This window comes from Sphaerospermopsis sp. LEGE 00249 (genome assembly GCF_014299995.1).
GTDB classification, from domain to species: Bacteria; Cyanobacteriota; Cyanobacteriia; order Cyanobacteriales; family Nostocaceae; genus Sphaerospermopsis; species Sphaerospermopsis kisseleviana.
On the sequence record NZ_JACJUZ010000008.1, the window covers coordinates 77,845 to 97,056 of the forward strand.

Below are 19,212 nucleotides of genomic sequence, written 5' to 3' on the forward strand. Positions count from 1 at the left end.
TTAATGTTATTATAATATATAATATCTCCATCTGTTGTGAAGATATATTATATAAACATATAAATATTAGGATTGAAATTTGCTGCTAATTAATAGCCATTTAATATCACATCCTGAAAATCCTTAAATCCTGAAAATCCTGATTCTGACATTTTTAAATTTTTACGCACTTCTCAACGCCACAATAGGATCAAGTTGTGCAGCACGACGCGCCGGCACAACACCAAAAAATAAACCAATCCCCCCAGAAATACCCACCGCCATACTAATAGAAACAAAAGAAATACTTGCTTCTAAAGGACTGATAGCAGCGACTAACATTATACCCCCAACTCCCACAGCAGTACCAACTACACCACCAATGACAGAAACAATAACTGCTTCAATAATGAACTGAAGTAAAATATCTTTTTGGGTAGCACCTATCGCTTTTCTTAAACCAATTTCTTGGGTACGTTCAGTTACAGAAACCAGCATAATATTCATAATTCCAATACCACCAACAAACAAAGAAATAGCCGCAATTCCTGTTAACATAATCGTCAAAGCACCGGAAATTTGACCAACTGTTTCTAAAGCATCTTTTTGGGTACGAATAGTAAAGTCATTTTCCCCCACTAACTTATGTCTTTGTCTCAGTAAATTGGTAATTTGAAATTCTGCTGCATCCACACTATCAGCATCTTTAGCAGAAGCAACAATATAAGTTACTTCTAACCCATAAGGTGAGGTTTTACCCACTAAACGATTTGCGGCTGTAATAATGGGAACTAATGCCGATTCATCATAATCTACACCCAAATTTGATCCTTTATCTGTTAACACTCCAATTACTTGAAAGCTGGCATTTTTAATTCTAATTTGTTGACTAATAGGATTTTTATCACCAAAAAGTTTTTCTTTTAATTTCGCACCTAAAACCACAACTTGGTTACTGCGCTTCATATCTATGTCGGTGAAAAATCTTCCTGTTGCTACTTCAAAATCACGTACTTTCAAAAAACTAGGAGTTGTACCAATAATATTCACATTGGTATTTCTGTTTTTATAAGTAACAACCTGTCTACTATTTAATTCTGCTGTTGTGTCTGCTATGGTCGGTACTTGAGTATCAATTGCATTCGCATCTTCTAAAACTAAAGTTCTCACAACATCCCTAGAAACTCGCTGAACTTCTTCATTACCAGGAATCACAAATACAACATTTGGACCCAAGGAATTTAATTGGTCAGATACAAATTTTTGTCCACCTTCACCAATACCAATCATCGCAATTACTGAGCTATTGCCAATAATAATCCCCAGCATTGTTAAAACACTTCTCAGTTTATTAGATATCAGGGTTTTACCTGCCATTTGTACACTTTCTAGAAAATTCATAAGACGTTTGATTTTGGATTTTAGATTTTGGATTTTCAGAATTATTCTTCTTTCTCTATTTAACTCCTAACTCCTGTAAGGGCGAAGCATTCGGGCGATAAATTATCAATTTTTATCACAGGTTATTTTCCGAATGCTTCGCCCCTAAGACTCCTGACTCCTGTCACCTATTTTTTCTCTTTTTTAATCTTGTAATCTTTTGGAGGATTAATAAATATTAAATCACCTGTTTTTACACCCTCTAAAACTTGAGTTTCATTTTTAATTTGTGTACCAATAGTAATTTCTCGAAACTGGGGTTTATTATTTTCATCTGGTACTAATACCCCTGTTTTGCCATTTTCCGTGAGAATAGCTACGGTGGGAATAGTTAAAGCGTCATTAATGCGATCGCCCAAAAATGTCACATCCACATTTAAACCAGAACGCAATTTATCCACACCACTATCAATATTTATCCGCACCTGAAATGATGTTACACCTTGTTCTACAACTGCTTCAGGAGCAATTAAACGCACACTCCCTTTAAACACCTGATCAGGATAAGCATCAGCAACAATTTCTACTTCTTGTCCTTGTTTAATTCTCCCAATATCAGTTTCAGGAACATTCGCCAAAATTTCTAAACCCCTAGCTAAAGCAATAATTGAAGTGGAAGTCGCAGAAGCATTACTAGAAGCAGAAATAGCAGGACTAACATAACCTCCTAATGTGGCATATCTTTGAGTAACAATTCCAGTAAAAGGAGCGCGGATAATTGTATCTTCTAACTGAACTTGTTGCTGTCTTAACTGAGCATTTGCAGCAGCTACAGCTGCTCTCAAACGAGCAATTTCTTCAGGACGACTACCATTTTCTAACTTTCGCAATGCTTCCCTTTCTTGGGTAACAACTGCTTGTTGTCTTTTGATATCTTCATCACGGTTTCCAGCTTTTTGCAAAGATAATCGCTTTTTTGCTTCTTCTAAACTGGCTTTTGCTCTTCTATCTTCAGTAATGTACTGGTCTAAAGTATCTTGAGAAATAGCACCTTCTTTAGCTAAAGCTTGGTAACGCTTTACCCTGGATTGAGTTAGTTCTACCTGAGCGTTAGCAGCATCTACAGCCGCCCTAGCTTGATCAATTTCCTGCGAACGATTACCAGCACGAATTACAGCTAGTTGAGCTTGCGCTTGTGCTAACCTCGCTTTTGCTTGGGCAATTTCTTCAGGACGACTCCCTGCTTCGCTTTCTGCTAGTTGTGCCTTGGTCTGTTCTAAGTTAGCTTGATACTGAAGTATCTGCATCTTGATTTCGGAATTATCCATGCGGGCTATAATTTGCCCCTTTTGGACTGTTTCTCCCTGTTCAACGTTTAATTCTGCTAATAATCCCGGACTTTTCGGGCTAATATTCACGCTTTGTACTGGTTGCACTTTCCCACTCGCTGTAATTCTCACTGTGACGCTTTTTGCTTCCACGGGAACAGTGAGTTGAGAAATGTCTTGTTTGCTGTTTTCCCGGTTTACTACTTTTAGGACTGTTGTTGTCCCCACAACGAAAACACCAGCAGCGACTAAACCCATCAGCCAGCGTAATGGATACTTAACTTTTTTGCCTATCAGTGGAATTTCTGTGTAGCTAGTCATATTATTATTTGCCTTCTTATTTGTCTAAAATTTTGTAAATTGCCCAATTTATCAAGTTTTGATCTCAATACTAAACAATCTTTTGCTATTAACTGACAAATAACTAAGATGAGTAGATTCAAGTTCTTATTTATACTAAAAGTGTAGAGAATGGTGCGCCCTCACATCATAGGGTGAATTTTACTGGTGTTGAGGAAAGACGAAACGTGGGTGTAATCACTAATCACCAATCTCAAACCACAACAATAAAATGTAAGTAATCACTTATTAATTGATAATTGACAGTTGATAATTGACAATTGTTTCATTCAAGGTTTAACACCTCCTCTTTACAGGGTAAAAAGCCAAAAATTCCGCTTTTTCAAGACTCTGACTTTTAGGGAAAGGTAATTGTCAATTGTTCATTGTTAATTGTCCATTGTTGAATAATTGCCCAAATTAATTGGCTAAAAATATTACATTCAGTTGTGCAATTAATCTTGAGTAGGTGAAATTCCCTGCCAAACTATCTCTATGAGATTCTGGACAAATAAGAGTTCATCTGTAGGTCGTTCTTCTGTGGGGTGTATATGCTCTAAGAAAACATAATTCATCAGTGATCCTAACAATATCATAGCAATAGTTTGGGGATCGCAAGAGCGCAGTCTTCCATTTTCTATTTCCCTTTCTAGAAAATTGGTAAATGTTTTCAAATCTCGGCTAGGTCTAGAATCTGCGCGATTGAACATTTCTGGGATTAAATTACCACGCGATCGCAACATCATCAAACGTGGCATGACTTGACGATTAAATTCTAAAATCTCTAGACTCATATCTATAAGATTTTGTTTCAGATTTCCTTTTCCTACCAAAGTATCAAGTTTTTTTCCCCAAGGAGATTTTTCAGGTATTCCCATTGATGCAAAGAAAAGTTCTTCTTTAGTGGAAAAGCGTTTGAAAATAGACGCTTCTGAAATTCCAGCTTTTTGAGCAATTTCCAAGGTTGAGGCCCCAAAACCTTGCTCAAGAAAGATTTCACGGGCTGCATCTAATATTTGCTCATTGGTAATTTTTGGTGTCCGTGGCATAAATAAGTATGTTATTACTTATTAATATAACAAATTTTCACAATTAATGTCAATTGGGAATTGGGTTATTCATCCAATCACCAATCACCAATCACCACTATTCTGTAAAATTTACCTGTCGTCTACGGTGGAAATCGTCTAAGCTAACGGTAAAGATGAATTGATTTGTGGCTAAGAGGCGGTAGTGTGCCAAAACACCTTAATTTTATTTCTTTTCTAATTGTCTGTGGTTTATGGAATCTGCCCCAAGCAGTTCACGCACAGGCGCTAATACCTCATACAGTAGAGATTGATACAGCTAAGTTAGAGAAGCAGGGTTTGAGCTTGGCTCAAGAAGCTGCTGAATTAGCTCAGTTTCAGCAAATTGATATGGCCTTGCCAAGAGCGAGGCTGGCGACTCAACTAGCTCCGAAAAATGATAAAGTATGGTTCCTGTTAGGTGGATTACATCTGCAAACAAAAGAGTTTGATGCAGCGATCGCAGCTTTGAAAAAGGCACAAACTCTCAATCCCAAAAATGCGGATGTTCTTTTTGCTATAGGTTCAGCTAATTTTCAGAAAGAAAATTATCAAGCTTCAGCCAACTATTATCAAGCTGGTTTGAAGTTACAACCCAATGATCCAGAAGGGTTGTTTGATCTGGGTAATGCTTATTATATGCTCGGTCGTTTACCAGAGGCGATCGCCAAATTTAATGAATCTGTATCCCAGGATAAAAAATTCTGGCCAGCAGTTAACAACATTGGCTTAATTAAATACGAACAAGGGGATGTTGAAGGCGCAATAAAGAAATGGCAAGAGGCAATTGCTATTGACAAAAAAGCAGCAGAACCTTTATTAGCACTAGCAGTAGCACTGTATACTCAAGGCAATAGCCAACAAGGTTTAGCAATAGGGAAAGAAGCACTCCGCATAGACCAACGCTATGCAGAATTAGACTTTCTTAAACAAAACCTTTGGGGTACACGCCTGTTAATAGATGCCAAAAAGTTCTTGGATTTACCTCAAATGCAATCAGCCCTATATCCACAGGAAGATGTAATCATCCCCGATCCACCGACTGCACAGTAGATTCTTTCCGATACAAAAAAGCTAACTAATGCTAACAAAAGTGGGCTTTTTCTTCCTGCTTCATCCTAAAAGTGTCGGTACTATCTATGCCAAATCTTGATGGGTGAACGTTGCTAATATCAGTTATCAATACTCAAAGCTAGTGTTTGGGGAGAAGTTCCATGATTTGCTCAACAAATTGCTGATGGTCAACAACTGGTTTTGAGATGTAGCCATCAGCACCACTTTGTTTAAGAAAGTTCTCGCGGTCGCCTTCCATAGCGTGTGCAGTCACTAAAATCACAGGTAAATTTGCGGTTTGTGGGTCAGATTTTAACATTTGTGTAATTTTGATACCATCAACAGACTTGCCTTGATAAATACTACGTGACAGAGAAACATCCATTAAAATCAAATCAGCTTCCCCAGCTTGGGCAATTTTTATTACTTCTTCCACATCTTCCGTGTGTTTTACCCCCAAGCCACCACGTTTGGTCAAAATCTTGGAAAAAACACGAGCATTAATCAGATCATCTTCGACAATCAAAACTGTTTTCATGAGAATTTAAGAATTTAAATTAGGGTGAATATGGGAGGATTACAAGCAATATTGGATTTCTGCTTTGGGATTTTCGATGGGAAAGTGTTGATGGTTAAGGTGTTTCCACAATTTGCAACAGTATAACCGCTACCAATTTGGTATAAGACGTTATGCAGCCAATAATATTTGCCACCCGTTTAATAATCAATGTGTATCTCCAACATCAAGGATAATACTACGGTTTTTTATCCTCTGAGAATCAAGATTGTGTGAGGAATGCTATTTCATTGGTAATGCTGTGGTTGTTACAGTGGTAAGTTACAGCGATTTTTGTATAGTTAGAATTCAGGGAAAAAACTCATGGCACAACAGTTAAACCTTCTCTCCACGGGACAGGTAATTCCAACAGCCCTGCACACTGAGATGCAACGGTCTTATCTAGAATATGCCATGAGTGTGATAGTCGGGCGAGCATTACCGGACGTGCGTGATGGCTTAAAGCCTGTGCATCGGCGGATTTTGTATGCCATGCACGAACTCGGTTTAACACCAGATAGACCTTATCGCAAATGCGCTCGCGTAGTTGGTGACGTATTAGGTAAATACCATCCCCACGGAGATCAAGCTGTTTATGATGCTTTGGTCAGGTTAGTACAGGATTTTTCCAGCCGTTACCCCTTATTAGCTGGACATGGTAATTTTGGCAGTGTGGATAACGACCCACCAGCAGCAATGCGTTATACAGAGACGCGCCTTGCACCAGTGGGTCACGAGGGAATGCTGGCGGAAATTGGCGAAGAAACTGTGGAATTTATCGGTAATTTCGATAATTCCCAGCAAGAACCCACTGTATTACCTGCTCAGTTACCATTTCTCTTACTTAATGGCTGTGCTGGTATTGCTGTGGGAATGGCTACAAATATTCCACCCCATAATTTAGGGGAAATAGTCGATGGTTTAATAGCTTTAATTGATAATCCAGATTTAAAGGATGAGAAGTTATTTGAGCTAATTCCTGGACCTGATTTTCCTACAGGTGGGGAAATTGTTGGTAACTTAGGCATTCGCGAAGCATACACTACCAGTAAAGGTGGGATCGTTCTCCGGGGTGTAGCTACCCTAGAAGAAGTTATGCCAACTAGGGGAAGTAAGCGCCGGACAGCGATTATCGTCACAGAATTACCGTATCAAGTGAATAAAGCCGGCTGGATTGAAAAAGTCGCTGATTTGGTCAATCAAGGTCGTTTACACGGCATTTCTGATTTGCGAGATGAGAGCGATCGTGAAGGAATGCGAGTAGTCATTGAACTCAAACGCGATACCAACCCCCAGGATGTCCTCCAACATCTCTACCACCAAACCGCCCTACAAACTACCTTTGGCGCAATTCTTTTGGCTTTGGTGGATGGACAACCCCGCCAGTTAAGCTTGCGGCAAATGTTACAGGAATTTCTCAATTTCCGAGAACATACCCTTAATCGTCGCTACAGTTATGAGTTAGGTAAAGCTGAAAATCGTTTAAATATCGTCACTGGTTTATTAACAGCTTTATCTAACTTAGATGAAGTAATTGCTATTTTAAGGCAAGCTACCGATGGTAGTACAGCCAAAATGACTCTTTGTAGCCAATTAGATTTGAGTGAAGTACAAGCGGATGCCATTTTAGCCATGCCATTACGCCGTCTCACCAGTTTAGAACAACAAAATTTACAGCAGGAATTTAGTGACCTCAACGCGCAAATTACCTCATTGCGGAGATTACTGGAAGACCGACGGGAATTACTGAAGTCTTTGAAAAAGGATTTGCGAACTCTCAAACGCAAATATGGCGATGCTAGAAGAACTAAAATTTCTGCCATCAGCGATATCCCAGTTAAACAAGAAAAGGGCAAAACAGAAACAGAGGAAAATTCCAAATCTGAACAACCCTCAGAAGAAGCTATTTTAGAATTTACTCAACGCGGTTATGTACGTCGTCTTTCTCCTCATGGGAAGAAGCCAAAAACTGAAAACAGTTTGCATGAAAATGACTTCATTATTCAAACAGCAGTAACTGATACCAATCAAGATTTGCTCATCCTCAATACTGGGGGCAAAGTTTACCCTGTGAAGGTGGGAGATATTCCCACCACAACTGGACGTTCTCCACGGGGAACACCATTAATTACCATGCTTACCAGTACGGCTCAAGCCAATGTAGAAGGTATTGTTAGCCGCTTTGTGCTGCCAGAAGATCCTGAAATTAATCAAATTGTACTGCTGACAAAACAAGGGCGCATTAAGCGTCTGGCTTTGGAGGAATTTGCTAATCTCAGTCGGCGCGGAATTACGATTTTAAAACTCAAAGATGATGATGAATTGTCTTTTACTGAGTTTACCACAACAGGTCAACATCTGATTTTAGCCAGTTCTGGCGGCCGCTTGTTGCGATTTGCTGTTAATGATGAACAATTGCCAATTATGGGACGTGCAGCAATGGGTTTACAAGCTTTCCGTTTGGTAAAAAATCAGCAAATGGTCGGCTGTGCGAATGTTGGTAAAGATGATCAGTTATTGCTGGTTACTCAAGAAGGATACGCCAAGCGAATACCCGCCAGCAATTTAAGAGCAGCTAATCGTGGTGATTTAGGTCTACAAATCCTCAAGTTTCATAACAAAACTGATCATTTAGCGGGAATGGTACGTGCTATCTCTGGTACAGAGGTGGTAATAGTTACTAACAAGGAGCGAGTGGTCAGAATACCTGTGGACTCTGTGCCGATGCTAGATAGAGATGCTAAGGGTGAAAGTGTTTTACAAGTCAACCGAGATGAGGTAATTATCAGCGTTTTTGAGGTGCGATCATAAATTTAGAAGTTTAGCTTGGAAGTTCAGGGTGACAACATTCTTGTCACCTGTTGGCTAATCAATTTATAAGATTTGTTAAATTATGTTCACAAATCTCTACACAAACATAAATCAATATTGCATTTCTGAAAAAAATTGTTATATTAGTTTACATAAGGCAATAAAGCTTAGTAAATATAGTTTGGAGTGCGAACCATGACTAATGCAACAAAAACTATTACTTCTGTACCTGAAGATCGCAATGCTTGGCGTTGGGGCTTTACTCCCCAAGCTGAAATTTGGAATGGTCGCTTGGCAATGATTGGCTTTTTAGCAGCAACTTTAATTGAGTTGTTCTCTGGCCAAGGCTTCCTGCACTTCTGGGGTATTCTGTAAATTTTGAAATGCAAATTTTTCTGTAAACTAAAAAACCTGGTAGTTAATTACAACCACCAGGTTTTTCAGTTTTTAGGAGTCAGAAGGCAGGAGTTCAAGGAGTCAGAAGTTCAAGGAGTCAGGAGAAAGATAAATATTTCCTGTTTCTTGTTTTCACAGTCACCAGTCACCAGTCACCAGTCACCAGTCACCAGTCACCAGTCCCCAGTCACCAGTCCCCAGTCACCAGTCACCAGTCACCAGTCACCAGTCACCAGTCCCCAGTCACCAGTCCCCTTACCGAATATACTCCTTGAGGACGCTGTTACGATTGGGGTGACGTAACTTGCGGAGTGCTTTGGCCTCTATTTGGCGGATGCGTTCACGGGTAACGTTGAAAATCTGTCCGATTTCTTCCAAGGTTTTCATGCGACCATCATCTAAGCCGTAGCGTAATCTCAACACATCTCTTTCACGAGGACTGAGACTATCGAGGACTTTTTCTAGGTCTTCACGGAGTAAGTTCTTAGAAACTTGATCTTCTGGTGTTTCGCCATCAGATTCAATAAAATCGCCTAAACGGGAATCTTCTTCTTTACCAATGGGTGTTTCTAATGAAATGGGCAACTGGGCTGACTTAGCAATAAACCGCAGTTTCTCAATAGTCATTTCCATGCGAGTCGCAATTTCTTCTTCCGTAGGTTTGCGACCCATTTCTTGAGATAATAGCTTGGTAGTTTTCTTGATCCGTGATATAGTTTCGTAGAGGTGAACTGGTAGACGGATAGTACGAGATTGATCAGCGATCGCTCTTGTAATTGCTTGTCTAATCCACCATGTAGCGTAGGTAGAAAACTTATAACCTTTCTCATGGTCAAATTTTTCTGCTGCCCGAATCAAACCCAGGCTACCTTCTTGAATTAAGTCTTGGAAGGATAAGCCACGATTCATATATTTTTTAGCAATGGAAACCACAAGCCGCAGGTTCGATTGCACCATTTTATCTTTCGCCCGACGGCCTACGTGCAGACGATAACGGAAAGTTGGTAATGGCAGTTGTACCGCTTCTGCCCATTCCTTAAATTCGGGTTCTCGTTCTAACTGTTCGTACAGATGATCCCTTACTCTTTCTAATTCCAGTAAATCAGCGATTTTCCGCGCCAGTTCAATTTCTTCGTCTGCGCGTAATAAACGAATCCGACCGATTTCTTGCAGGTAAAGGCGAATCGAGTCTTCGGTAAAGTGTTTTTTCTTGCTTTGTGTCCGACGACGCGATTTAGCGGCTTTTCCAGACTTTGCGTCGTCCTCATCAGTCTGAGGCTCTAAAAAATCATCAATATCGCCGTCATCAACTAGCAGTAAGTCCTCTTCATCCTCGATTAATAAGAGTTCTTCTTCGATATCAGGCGTATTTATTTCTAGGTCAGGCCGATAATCAATATCGAGTACGTTGTTAGCCTGGTTCATGCCGCGTTCCTCATGCTCCTTGCAGAATCAATTACTCAAAATGTGGTTACTGCTCTTGTGATCGAGCTTTTTTTCACCGAAATATAGGCTTTTGGCTAATTTGCCTATGATCTTTCCCATTTCCTCTCAATGGAGGCGCAGTTGTTTACTTTAATGGCAAAAATCACTTTTATGTGAGTTGCTCTGAAAAAGTAAAACTAATCGCTGTTGCCGTTATACACAACTTCTGATTCACTGGTCTAAAACCAGATGCACCTTAATCAAGAAATTAACCACTTCAGACATAATGGATATGACTGCGGGCAGATTTACCTGTTAAGACTGTTCTGATTGTAGCCTGTTTCACAGAAATTGTAATCTTTTTGTGTGTTAATAACGAACTCATTTACTAAGATGAAGCCACTTTTATCAAAAAGACATTAAAAACGGTAGTCACACCATTAAATCTTGTTGGAAACTTTTTGAATTTGCAGTGGCATTCTCATTAGATTAAAAGGTAGGCGCACTTGCTATGGGGAGATTTTCAACCCCAAGTAAAACAATAGTTTTCTGAGTTTCCTGGCAACAGCACATTGGAGGTTCACTCAAGTGAGCAGTTATTGATGCACCCCCATGTTTACCATTCCTTCATAAATTACTTATTTGAGATAGCAAAACTAGGTTAACCGCTGAGTATATAGGGCAATAGTGTAACAGTGGTGATGCTTGTTTCCAAACACCAAGCCTTGTATATGCTATGTTCATAACCTGAACTAAGGAGTTAAGGTTTTGGGATAATAAGCCGATTGACAGATGAATTTAGAGTTTTCTCTTTTCGGCCTTATTAACACATTAGCGCAATGTGAAGATTTCAACCCTATGCAGCTTGACAAACTGTTCCTATTGTATACAAAGATATTTTAATCAGTCGAGAAATAATTTGTCATTGGATATGCTAAACAATTTACCTACTTATGAAAAAAGTGCATCGGATACATAATACAAATCGCCAGCTTTCAGCTATCAGTAAGTGGCGACGCTATGCTGCCTTCGGAGCTTTCGCTGTTTTCGCTACGCTAACAGCAAATCTATATTTTTTACCATAGCGGTATATGACAATATTGGCAAATTTATTGTTAGTAGTTTTCCTGTGCGAAGGTATATATTAGCACCTTAATATTTTAAATGACTGCTATTTTTATTTGCCAAGCAGGGTATTTTTACTTGTTTTATAAGTATTTTATAAGTATACTACATTTATTTTCCAAAACTTGCTTCATTATAAGAAAATCGAGTGAGCCAAAACCACGCCCGATCAATTATCAGAACTTGGTGGAGATACTTTATCGTACTTGAGGCGGTGGATGTGGGCGAACGGCTTGTTAAATACTAGTATTTTAACACAGCTATTAGTAATTAATCTCACCCATACATCCATTGGATGTAGGGCGAGTTATATAACTAGATTCAAGATAACAAATTAGATATCTAGATCTGTGAGGTTTAGTTTAGAACCATAGGTTTCAATAAACTCCCGTCTGGGTGCAACGCGATCGCCCATTAAAATGGTAAATATTCGATCTGCTTCCGCTGCGTCTTCTATCTCTACTTGTTTTAGTGTCCTGGTTTCTGGGTTCATGGTTGTTGTCCACAGTTGTTCGGGCATCATTTCCCCTAAACCTTTAAAACGCTGGATGGTATAGTTAGCGTTAGCTGGTAAGGTAGCAATGTGTTGTTGTAATTCGCGATCGCTATAACAATACTGGTAGTTTTTGCCCCTTTCTACTTTATATAGTGGTGGACAAGCAATATAGATGAAACCTTGTTCAATGAGCGATCGCTGATAGCGATAGAAGAATGTTAACAACAAAGTTCGGATGTGCGCCCCATCTACGTCAGCATCAGTCATAATTACCACACGATGATAGCGTAATTGTGAGGCATCAAATTCTTCACCTTTAACGCCTAAACCCAATGCTGTAATTAAAGATTGAACTTCGTTGTTTTTGTAGATTTTTGCGTCGTCGGTTTTTTCAATGTTGAGAATTTTACCACGTAGGGGCAGGATAGCTTGAGTTCGGCGATCGCGTCCTTGTTTTGCGCTTCCACCCGCTGAATCACCTTCCACGATGAATATCTCCGATTCGGCGGGGTCACGAGAGCTACAATCTGCTAATTTACCGGGTAAAGGGGATGATTCCAGTACAGACTTTCTTCTAACTAACTCTCTTGCGTGACGTGCTGCTTCTGCGGCTTTAAAAGCTTGAATAGCCTTATCTAGAATAGAATCAGCAACAGTAGGATGAAATTCTAGGTATTCAGTCAGGACTTCTCCTACGAAAGAATCAACAATACCCCGGACTTCCGTATTACCAAGTTTAGTTTTAGTTTGTCCTTCAAACTCAGGATCAGGGACTTTAACGGAAATAACTGCGGTTAAACCTTCGCGGACGTGTTCACCACTGAGATTAGATTCATTTTCTTTAATTTTATTCCGCTTGCGGGCGGTCGCATTTAAAGTTCTAGTCAGAACAGTTTTTAAACCTTCTAAATGAGTACCGCCGTCAATAGTACGGATATTATTAGCAAAACCTAAGACATTATCAGTATAGGCATCAGTACACCATTGTAAGGCAACTTCCACCTGAACATTATTCCTTTCCCCCTGCACATAAATAATTTCTTCGTGTAAAGGTTGTTTTTCCCGGTTCATGTAGGCGACGTATTCTTTAATACCGCCTTTGTATTCATAAGTTTCTACCTTGGGTGCATCACTTTTGATAACTTCTAAACGATGATCTGTAAAGGTAATTTTTACACCTGCGTTGAGATAGGCTAACTCCCGCAGACGACCTGCTAAAGTGATATAATCAAATTCAGTACCAGTAGTAAAAATTTGCTCATCTGGTTTAAAAGTAACAGAAGTACCGGTCTGGGGTTCTTTATGTGGTTTTGCTTGCAGATCAGTAACAGGTATACCCCTTTCATAGCGTTGGTTATGTACCTTGTGATCACGCCAAACAGTTACTTCTACAAACTCAGAAAGGGCGTTAACAACAGAAATACCCACACCGTGTAAACCACCAGATACTTTGTAGCCACCGCCACCAAACTTACCACCAGCATGAAGAACAGTTAACACCGTTTCCAAAGCTGATTTTCCAGTTTTCGGGTGAATATCCGTAGGAATACCCCGACCATCATCTGTAACTGTAACAGAACCATCAGCATTGATATCCACTTCAACATGAGTACAATAACCAGCCAAAGCTTCATCAACAGAGTTGTCCACTACCTCGTAAACTAAATGATGTAGTCCTCGCGGTCCTGTAGAACCAATGTACATCCCTGGTCGTTTACGGACGGCTTCCAGACCTTCCAGAACTTGAATCTGATCGGCACTGTAACTGCTCGTCATGAAAATTCTCCTGATAAAAAGGGGTTTAATTCGCCAAAAGGCTAAAAAAGTAAAATCACCCCAAAATTATAACACAAAAGCCTTAATGCCGTCTCTAGAGCAATTTAATAGCAAATTTATATAGGGGGTGGAATAGGCTGGGGACTGGTGATTGGGGACTGATGAAGATTAATATAACCCAATGACTAATAACTAATTACTAATGACTAAATTAATTGTGATTTGTGGTGCGACAGCGACAGGAAAATCTGGATTAGCGTTAAGTTTAGCAGAAAGATTAGGTTCTGTCATTCTCAGTGCTGATTCCCGTCAAGTATACCGCGAGTTTGACATTGGAACTGCTAAACCAACGCGGGAAGAACAGAAATTAATCCCCCATTATTTGATTGATATCTGTGAACCGACTGAAACAATGACAGTAGCAGATTATCAGGAACAAACACAACAGTTAATAGATAATTTGGGAGTTTCTCCATTATTGTTGGTAGGTGGGACAGGTTTATATATACGTGCTATAGTGCAGGGAATGAAAATTCCCAGAGTTTCACCACAACCAGAATTGCGATCGCAACTAGAATCATTAGGTCAACATCAACTTTACCAGATGTTAAAACAAGTTGATCCTATAGCAGTGCAAAAAATTCATGCTAACGATTTAGTGCGGACATTAAGAGCATTAGAAGTATATTATGTCACGGGTTGTCCCATGTCTGAACAACAGGGAGAAAACCCCCCAAATTATCCAATTTTACAAATTTATTTAGATTGTGAACCAGAAATTCTAGATGTGAGGATTCGCCAACGTACTGAACAAATGATAGCAGATGGTTTAGTGGGTGAAGTTGAATATTTATGTCAAAAATATGGTGTTGATTTACCATTATTGAATACTTTAGGTTATCAAGAAATCAAACAGTATTTAGCAGGAGAAATTAATTTAGAAGAAGCAACAGATTTAATAGCTTTGCACACACGACAATTTGCCAAACGTCAACGTACTTGGTTTAGACAAACTTCTAATTTGGAATATTTTAATGTTGCGGATTCTGATTTATTAGAACAAGTTTGGGAAAGAATAAATGAGTTTGTCTGATTCTGACAAAAATCCTAAAAAACCGAAATTCAAATAAACAAACTAGGAGAAACCTTAAAATATTCTCCCAAAGCTTTAGCTTGTGCTTTACTAATGGAACGTTTACCATTAACCATTTCCGAAACCACACCACTACTAGAACCGAGAATACGCACTAAGTCAGCTTGACGAAGTCCACTAGATTCCAGGAGATGTTGTAATATTTCATGAGGTGTAGATTCATCCATTGGATAATGTTCTTCCTCATAATCTTCAATTAATTTCACAAGCAATTTATCTAATTTTCGCTCTTCTGGAGTCAGATTTTTCTTAAAAGTTAGAAATTCAGCAACTTTTAAAAGACGTTCATACTCTTCCTCAGTTTCAATTACTTGAGGAGCGACCTCTGCTAGTAATTGACTATAGGTTTTATTATCAAAAGTAATCATCATTTTTCCATTTCTCTTTACTATATTCAGCGTGAGTTAGCAAGTATTTGTAGAAAACCTTTTGTGTTGCATAATTAATCCCGACAATTAAACGGTAATCATTACCTTTGATATTGAAAACAGTGAAATTACCAACTGCTTCAGTATCACGGTAAACTTTACGCACATCCTCTAAATTTTGCCATTCAGCTTTTTTAACAGTTGTATTCCAATCTTCAATTTGTTTTTTGATATCAGGATATTTTGCTGCATCATTGCGGAGGGTGCGAATGGAAATTAAGTGCATAGATTTTGGGTTTAGTTTTTAACTTTTTCTGATTTGTGTATGTGTAGATCATCGTTCCGCTTTCACTTTTGGTTTATAACGAAACTCATTATACTCTCAAAATGAAAGCAAAATGTCAATAGTCTATCAAACCTGACGAAAAATCTCTCTTAAACCCTCTTCTCTTCGTATCCTTCGCTTCTACCCTTCGGGAACACCTCCGGTGAACGTGGTTAAATCTCCACAAACTCCAAAAAAACCCGAAAACCCTCTTCTCTTCGCGTCCTTCGTGTCTTCGTGGTTCATTCCTCAAAAACCCTTGACACCCAACGACAATCAAGGTATAATACACATCAAATAGAAGGGGAGTAGCTGCTGGCAAAAGCCAGTGCATCTGAATCAACATACTGGTGATGAGCCTGGTTCAGATGGCGAATAATAAAGTATTTGAAAGCGAGACCTTCACTGAGTTCACACAAAAACAGTGTGTGAGCTTCAGTGAGGTCATAAAAACTCTCATTAGAAGCTCCACACAGGTAAAAAATCCTACAGGAGCAACAGAGAGTGTTAACAGCCTTCACCGCAGGTTTATTATTAATTACCATATCCGAACTAGGTGATAAAACCTTTTTTATCGCCGTCATTCTCTCTATGCAGCACTCCAGAAAAATAGTGTTTGCAGGGGTAACAGCAGCCTTAGCAGCAATGACAGTATTATCAGTGATATTTGGGCAAATACTGTCAGTTTTAACACAAGGTTCAAAAATATATGTACACTATGCAGAAATAGTATTATTTATTGCCTTTGGTTTAAAACTGCTTTACGATGGCTGGAAAATGCCAGCTAAAGCCGATGAAGAAGTTATAGACGAGGCAAAAGAAGCAGTAGAAAAGGCGGAGTTAGACAGTAAGCAGAAAAGTACCTGGTCAATATTACTGAAATCTTTTGTATTAACATTTATAGCTGAATGGGGCGATCGCACACAAATAGCCACCATAGCCCTAGCAGCAAGTAACAACGCCATAGGTGTCACAGCAGGAGCAATATTAGGACATTCAATTTGTGCAGCGATCGCTGTCATTGGTGGTAAATTAATTGCAGGTAGAATTTCCGAAAAACAAATAACCCTCCTGGGAGGCATTTTATTTATTATCTTCGGTATCGTCGCCGCCATAGAAGGAAACTAGGAGACAGGAGGCAAAAGGCAGGGGAAGAAGCAGGGGAGCAGGGAGCAGGGGAGCAGGGAGCAGGGGGAAATTATTTGTAAGCTGTTGTGCATTTAATTTGTATAAGTGGAACAGGCATCTTGCCTGTTAAACAAGAGTTCAGAATATTAGGATTATACAATTTAGCTGTGTAACAGCTTATTTTTCCCAATACCCAATGCCCATCCTCATGGACTCGGTGTACTTTCCGGTGATGCTGCGGGGGTAGGACTAGGCATTGCTGCTGCCTTGTTAATTTCATCTTTATACTGAGCAGGAGCTAAAGCCGTAGCACTATCAAACAAAGGTTTTGCTTCATCGAGCTTACCCTGTTCTTTTAAAAGCATCGCCTTTGCTAACACAGGACGAAAATCTTGAGGATCTTTTTTAATTGCTTGCTCGTATAAAGAGATAGCTTGAGTCTCATTTTTCTGTAAAGCGTGAACACTGCCTAAAAGTATCTGTACAGCAACAACATCAACACTTCCAGACTGAATGGAATTTGCTTGAGTTGCTGTAGATAAAGTTTCTTGTAACAAGCCAATAGCCGCTTCTGGGCGCTCTTGACTGAGTTGTAAATTTACCATTCCCTGTAAAGCCTTGAGATCACCGGGTTTGGTTGCTAAAATAGAACGATAAGTTTGGGCTGCTCCTTCATTATCGCCTATTTCCTGCTTTGTTTGTGCTAGTAAAACCCCATACTCCGACTGCTGTGGATTCAATTTAGCCAACTTTTCCAAAGGTTCAATTACCGCTTGGATATCAGCATTTTTAACTTCACCTCTGCCTTTTTGATTGAGTAATTGTAACCTTGCTTGTAAAAGACCTTTAAGTGCAGCTTGATTTTCAGGTTCTCGTTGCAAAACTAGCTCCAAACCGCGAATTTCATCTGCTAACTTTGACTTTTGCTGAGATAAACTAGAATTAGTAGAGTTGCTGCTAGTATTTTGTGCTAAGGGTTGAGAATCATTGAAAGCCCCAATGATGGGTATAATAGAAACCCCAATAAACGCCGCAACTGCCAGAAGTAAGACAACCTGAATTATCCACCGATTACGTGGTTGAGACACAATTTTTTTCCTTTTGGTAAATTTGAGGGAAATAAATCGAAATTAATGAAATTAATATTTACACAAAGCACAAAGTTAAAATTTTCCAAAACTTTGCGGAATACGGTTATTTCACTGTGAATTTTATAACAAAAAACTATCTAGACTGTTAAAGTAAGTGATGACTTTAGGAGGAGCATTCAGAATTATAGCTATGCTATGCTTCCGAAACTAGAGTAAAGGCGCTAAATGACACATTTAGTCTCTAAATGAGAAATTTCGCGCCTTTGTGTTCGCACAACCCACTCTATAATGGCCAGATTAAAAGGAAATATACTTTTATCAGCCATAAAAACGCTCTTTCCATCTGCTTTTGTCAAATCCCATAATGGGATGTGTCTCCGCCGCAAGGAGTTTTTATGAATTCCGACCTGATGCCGTCTCCTGAATCTTCCAATTCTACAGCCTCTAACCAGGCTCCAGCTAAAATTGACTTAACAGCTAAGTCATCAAAACCGGATAGTTCACCTGTTAAACCTAACGAGAGTGATATTAATGGGAATTTGGCTCATCGCCAACAACCGATCCCACCTCCAAGCGAACCATTGCAGTACCGAGCCATTGGTTTAGTCCGGGGGCGCTACTCTCCCAGCAGTGAACAGTTTACCCAAGGAACACTGATCACATCTGATGGTGTGGAGCTAAATGCCGTCCTTTTAGGGCGGATTATGAGTTTAGTCAAAAATCACCTGGACTTAGAAAAACAACATCTCTGGGTAGTTTATCCCCGCACCAGACAAGAAAATGACTCACTACACATCCAAATTGTTGGAGTTTGGGAACCAGAAAATCTGGCTAAAAATTCCCCAGATGAGGATGGCAAAAAATCGGGTTCACAAGCTTTAGAGAGACCCGAAAATGGTGCTGCCAAGAAATCTACTCGCCAAACTGCTGCTAAAGAAGAAATTTCCCAGCCCGTAAAAGCTTCATCAGAAATTCCTGATGGAGAATTTTCTGTGCGTGGTGAGGTAGTTTACCAATCTTTTGACGCTAAGAGTTTGGTAGTTAAAATCAAGCAAGCTCCACGGAAACCAACTGACAAACCCAAGTATTTTAAGTTGAAAATGCGGGGTGTGCTGGCTACCAAAGCTGTGGGCAAATTTTGGGATTTCAAAGTCAAGCGCGAAGCTGATGTATTGATAGTAGAAACTGCTGAAGCGATCGCTGATTTACCCAAAAAACGCAAACCACCATTCAAAGGTGGACCCCGTGCTGGTGGTGGCAGAAAACCATTTCCCCCCAGACGCGATGGAGAAACTCCACGTCCCATCAAGAAAATAGGTGGAGAAACCTCTGCGGTGTCTAAACCTGTACCAAAAACACCTGCTCCTAAGCCAGTGAAAAAGCCGAAACCTCAAGAATAGAAACTGGGGACTGGGG

16 protein-coding genes are annotated in these 19,212 nt (G+C 39.6%); 7 read left to right on the top strand and 9 right to left on the bottom strand.

Going from position 1 to position 19,212, the window contains the following annotated elements:
* Nucleotides 1-162: 162 nt before the first annotated feature.
* The 3 genes from H5968_RS04865 to H5968_RS04875 form a co-directional block, all read right to left on the bottom strand.
* Complete coding sequence (locus H5968_RS04865; RefSeq protein WP_187039005.1) at nt 163-1,380, bottom strand: ABC transporter permease; 1,218 nt, start codon at nt 1,378-1,380, stop codon at nt 163-165.
* A 167-nt stretch (nt 1,381-1,547) separates the two neighbouring features.
* Nucleotides 1,548-3,008 carry an efflux RND transporter periplasmic adaptor subunit gene (locus H5968_RS04870; RefSeq protein ID WP_187039006.1) on the bottom strand — a complete coding sequence of 487 codons (1,461 nt, stop codon included), beginning with the start codon at nt 3,006-3,008 and terminating at the stop codon, nt 1,548-1,550.
* Between the two features lie 473 nt (nt 3,009-3,481).
* The gene (locus H5968_RS04875; protein WP_187039007.1) at nt 3,482-4,075 is read right to left on the bottom strand and encodes a TetR/AcrR family transcriptional regulator; all 594 of its coding nucleotides are present in this window, start codon (nt 4,073-4,075) and stop codon (nt 3,482-3,484) included.
* A gap of 186 nt (nt 4,076-4,261) precedes the next feature.
* Here H5968_RS04875 and H5968_RS04880 point away from each other — a divergent pair, with 186 nt between their 5' ends.
* Complete coding sequence (locus tag H5968_RS04880; protein WP_187039008.1) at nt 4,262-5,146, top strand: tetratricopeptide repeat protein; 885 nt, start codon at nt 4,262-4,264, stop codon at nt 5,144-5,146.
* 139 nt (nt 5,147-5,285) lie between these two features.
* Here H5968_RS04880 and H5968_RS04885 read toward each other — a convergent pair whose 3' ends face one another.
* Nucleotides 5,286-5,684 (bottom strand): response regulator, encoded by a 399-nt coding sequence (locus H5968_RS04885; RefSeq protein WP_187039010.1) that lies wholly within the window; start codon nt 5,682-5,684, stop codon nt 5,286-5,288.
* A gap of 342 nt (nt 5,685-6,026) precedes the next feature.
* On the opposite strand from H5968_RS04885, the gene gyrA reads away from it, so the two are divergent.
* The 3 genes from gyrA (at nt 6,027) to H5968_RS04900 (ending at nt 9,212) form a co-directional block, all read left to right on the top strand.
* Nucleotides 6,027-8,513, top strand: coding sequence for a DNA gyrase subunit A (gyrA, locus tag H5968_RS04890; RefSeq protein ID WP_187039011.1), 2,487 nt, complete (start codon nt 6,027-6,029; stop codon nt 8,511-8,513).
* Between the two features lie 195 nt (nt 8,514-8,708).
* Entirely contained in the window at nt 8,709-8,888 is a 180-nt protein-coding gene (locus tag H5968_RS04895) for a chlorophyll a/b-binding protein (RefSeq protein WP_096569061.1), read from the top strand.
* A gap of 3 nt (nt 8,889-8,891) precedes the next feature.
* Complete coding sequence (locus tag H5968_RS04900; RefSeq protein WP_187039012.1) at nt 8,892-9,212, top strand: hypothetical protein; 321 nt, start codon at nt 8,892-8,894, stop codon at nt 9,210-9,212.
* Here the strand turns inward: H5968_RS04900 and rpoD are convergent.
* The gene (rpoD, locus tag H5968_RS04905) at nt 9,165-10,334 is read right to left on the bottom strand and encodes an RNA polymerase sigma factor RpoD (RefSeq protein WP_096569065.1); all 1,170 of its coding nucleotides are present in this window, start codon (nt 10,332-10,334) and stop codon (nt 9,165-9,167) included. The genes H5968_RS04900 and rpoD overlap by 48 nt on opposite strands.
* 1,459 nt (nt 10,335-11,793) lie before the next feature.
* The gene (gene gyrB / locus H5968_RS04910; protein WP_187039013.1) at nt 11,794-13,731 is read right to left on the bottom strand and encodes a DNA topoisomerase (ATP-hydrolyzing) subunit B; all 1,938 of its coding nucleotides are present in this window, start codon (nt 13,729-13,731) and stop codon (nt 11,794-11,796) included.
* A 202-nt stretch (nt 13,732-13,933) separates the two neighbouring features.
* Here gyrB and miaA point away from each other — a divergent pair, with 202 nt between their 5' ends.
* Nucleotides 13,934-14,824 (top strand): tRNA (adenosine(37)-N6)-dimethylallyltransferase MiaA, encoded by an 891-nt coding sequence (gene miaA / locus H5968_RS04915; RefSeq protein ID WP_187039014.1) that lies wholly within the window; start codon nt 13,934-13,936, stop codon nt 14,822-14,824.
* A gap of 29 nt (nt 14,825-14,853) precedes the next feature.
* Here miaA and H5968_RS04920 read toward each other — a convergent pair whose 3' ends face one another.
* Both H5968_RS04920 and H5968_RS04925 read right to left on the bottom strand, forming a co-directional pair.
* Nucleotides 14,854-15,255 (bottom strand): type II toxin-antitoxin system HigA family antitoxin, encoded by a 402-nt coding sequence (locus tag H5968_RS04920; protein WP_187039015.1) that lies wholly within the window; start codon nt 15,253-15,255, stop codon nt 14,854-14,856.
* Complete coding sequence (locus H5968_RS04925; RefSeq protein WP_187039016.1) at nt 15,239-15,538, bottom strand: type II toxin-antitoxin system HigB family toxin; 300 nt, start codon at nt 15,536-15,538, stop codon at nt 15,239-15,241. The genes H5968_RS04920 and H5968_RS04925 overlap by 17 nt, the downstream gene beginning before the upstream one ends.
* A gap of 543 nt (nt 15,539-16,081) precedes the next feature.
* Here H5968_RS04925 and H5968_RS04930 point away from each other — a divergent pair.
* Complete coding sequence (locus H5968_RS04930; RefSeq protein ID WP_187039017.1) at nt 16,082-16,705, top strand: TMEM165/GDT1 family protein; 624 nt, start codon at nt 16,082-16,084, stop codon at nt 16,703-16,705.
* Between the two features lie 206 nt (nt 16,706-16,911).
* Here H5968_RS04930 and H5968_RS04935 read toward each other — a convergent pair whose 3' ends face one another.
* Nucleotides 16,912-17,793: a tetratricopeptide repeat protein gene (locus H5968_RS04935; protein WP_187039018.1), complete on the bottom strand. Its 882-nt coding sequence runs from the start codon at nt 17,791-17,793 to the stop codon at nt 16,912-16,914.
* Nucleotides 17,794-18,191: 398 nt separating this feature from the next.
* Between H5968_RS04935 and H5968_RS04940 the strand changes: the two genes are divergently transcribed.
* Nucleotides 18,192-19,196 carry a hypothetical protein gene (locus tag H5968_RS04940; RefSeq protein ID WP_187039019.1) on the top strand — a complete coding sequence of 335 codons (1,005 nt, stop codon included), beginning with the start codon at nt 18,192-18,194 and terminating at the stop codon, nt 19,194-19,196.
* The last annotated feature ends 16 nt before the right edge of the window (nt 19,197-19,212 follow it).